Source organism: Phytobacter massiliensis JC163 (assembly GCF_000321045.1).
GTDB lineage: Bacteria > Pseudomonadota > Gammaproteobacteria > Enterobacterales > Enterobacteriaceae > Phytobacter_A > Phytobacter_A massiliensis.
The window spans coordinates 1-3,008 of the sequence record NZ_HE578954.1; the positions used below are offsets into that span (position 1 = coordinate 1).

Annotated in this window: 1 rRNA gene; it reads right to left on the reverse strand. The window is 53.3% G+C overall.

The window, feature by feature from the left end:
- Positions 1-43: 43 nt before the first annotated feature.
- A 23S ribosomal RNA gene (locus tag ENTHG_RS23630) occupies positions 44-2,950 on the reverse strand.
- Positions 2,951-3,008: the final 58 nt, after the last annotated feature.

Below are 3,008 nucleotides of genomic sequence, written 5' to 3' on the forward strand. Positions count from 1 at the left end.
GCTGAAAATTCTCTCAAATCCGCCAAAACATCTTCGGCGTTGTAAGGTTAAGCCTCACGGTTCATTAGTACCGGTTAGCTCAACGCATCGCTGCGCTTACACACCCGGCCTATCAACGTCGTCGTCTTCAACGTTCCTTTAGTGGACTTAAAGTCCAAGGGAGAACTCATCTCGGGGCAAGTTTCGTGCTTAGATGCTTTCAGCACTTATCTCTTCCGCATTTAGCTACCGGGCAGTGCCATTGGCATGACAACCCGAACACCAGTGATGCGTCCACTCCGGTCCTCTCGTACTAGGAGCAGCCCCCCTCAATTCTCCAGCGCCCACGGCAGATAGGGACCGAACTGTCTCACGACGTTCTAAACCCAGCTCGCGTACCACTTTAAATGGCGAACAGCCATACCCTTGGGACCTACTTCAGCCCCAGGATGTGATGAGCCGACATCGAGGTGCCAAACACCGCCGTCGATATGAACTCTTGGGCGGTATCAGCCTGTTATCCCCGGAGTACCTTTTATCCGTTGAGCGATGGCCCTTCCATTCAGAACCACCGGATCACTATGACCTGCTTTCGCACCTGCTCGCGCCGTCACGCTCGCAGTCAAGCCAGCTTATGCCATTGCACTAACCTCCTGATGTCCGACCAGGATTAGCTGACCTTCGTGCTCCTCCGTTACGCTTTAGGAGGAGACCGCCCCAGTCAAACTACCCACCAGACACTGTCCCCACGCCGGATCACGGCGCCAGGTTAGAACATCAAACATTAAAGGGTGGTATTTCAAGGTTGGCTCCACGCAGACTGGCGTCCACGCTTCAAAGCCTCCCACCTATCCTACACATCAAGGCTCAATGTTCAGTGTCAAGCTATAGTAAAGGTTCACGGGGTCTTTCCGTCTTGCCGCGGGTACACTGCATCTTCACAGCGAGTTCAATTTCACTGAGTCTCGGGTGGAGACAGCCTGGCCATCATTACGCCATTCGTGCAGGTCGGAACTTACCCGACAAGGAATTTCGCTACCTTAGGACCGTTATAGTTACGGCCGCCGTTTACCGGGGCTTCGATCAAGAGCTTCTCCTTACGGATAACCCCATCAATTAACCTTCCGGCACCGGGCAGGCGTCACACCGTATACGTCCACTTTCGTGTTTGCACAGTGCTGTGTTTTTAATAAACAGTTGCAGCCAGCTGGTATCTTCGACTGGTCTCAGCTCCACCCGCAGGGGCTTCACCTACACACCAGCGTGCCTTCTCCCGAAGTTACGGCACCATTTTGCCTAGTTCCTTCACCCGAGTTCTCTCAAGCGCCTTGGTATTCTCTACCTGACCACCTGTGTCGGTTTGGGGTACGATTTCGTGTTACCTGATGCTTAGAGGCTTTTCCTGGAAGCTGGGCATTTGTTACTTCACCACCGTAGTGGCTCGTCATCACGCCTCAGTGTTAAAGTGAACCGGATTTACCTGGAACACACACCTACACGCTTAAACCGGGACAACCGTCGCCCGGCCAACATAGCCTTCTCCGTCCCCCCTTCGCAGTAACACCAAGTACAGGAATATTAACCTGTTTCCCATCGACTACGCCTTTCGGCCTCGCCTTAGGGGTCGACTCACCCTGCCCCGATTAACGTTGGACAGGAACCCTTGGTCTTCCGGCGAGCGGGCTTTTCACCCGCTTTATCGTTACTTATGTCAGCATTCGCACTTCTGATACCTCCAGCATGCCTCACAGCACACCTTCGCAGGCTTACAGAACGCTCCCCTACCCAACAACACATAGTGTCGCTGCCGCAGCTTCGGTGCATGGTTTAGCCCCGTTACATCTTCCGCGCAGGCCGACTCGACCAGTGAGCTATTACGCTTTCTTTAAATGATGGCTGCTTCTAAGCCAACATCCTGGCTGTCTGGGCCTTCCCACATCGTTTCCCACTTAACCATGACTTTGGGACCTTAGCTGGCGGTCTGGGTTGTTTCCCTCTTCACGACGGACGTTAGCACCCGCCGTGTGTCTCCCGTGATAACATTCTCCGGTATTCGCAGTTTGCATCGGGTTGGTAAGCCGGGATGGCCCCCTAGCCGAAACAGTGCTCTACCCCCGGAGATGAATTCACGAGGCGCTACCTAAATAGCTTTCGGGGAGAACCAGCTATCTCCCGGTTTGATTGGCCTTTCACCCCCAGCCACAGGTCATCCGCTAATTTTTCAACATTAGTCGGTTCGGTCCTCCAGTTAGTGTTACCCAACCTTCAACCTGCCCATGGCTAGATCACCGGGTTTCGGGTCTATACCCTGCAACTTAACGCCCAATTAAGACTCGGTTTCCCTTCGGCTCCCCTATACGGTTAACCTTGCTACAGAATATAAGTCGCTGACCCATTATACAAAAGGTACGCAGTCACACCCATAAAAGAGTGCTCCCACTGCTTGTACGTACACGGTTTCAGGTTCTTTTTCACTCCCCTCGCCGGGGTTCTTTTCGCCTTTCCCTCACGGTACTGGTTCACTATCGGTCAGTCAGGAGTATTTAGCCTTGGAGGATGGTCCCCCCATATTCAGACAGGATACCACGTGTCCCGCCCTACTCATCGAGCTCACAACCTGTGCATTTTCGTGTACGGGGCTGTCACCCTGTATCGCGCGGCTTTCCAGACGCTTCCACTAACACACAAGCTGATTCAGGCTCTGGGCTGCTCCCCGTTCGCTCGCCGCTACTGGGGGAATCTCGGTTGATTTCTTTTCCTCGGGGTACTTAGATGTTTCAGTTCCCCCGGTTCGCCTCGTTAACCTATGTATTCAGTTAACGATAGTGCAACGAATTGCACTGGGTTTCCCCATTCGGACATCGCCGGGTCAAAGGTTCATATCACCTCGCCGGCGCTTTTCGCAGATTAGCACGTCCTTCATCGCCTCTGACTGCCAGGGCATCCACCGTGTACGCTTAGTCGCTTAACCTCACAACCCGAAGATGTTTCACTTCATGATTGCGAAAATTTGAGAGACTCGAACACAC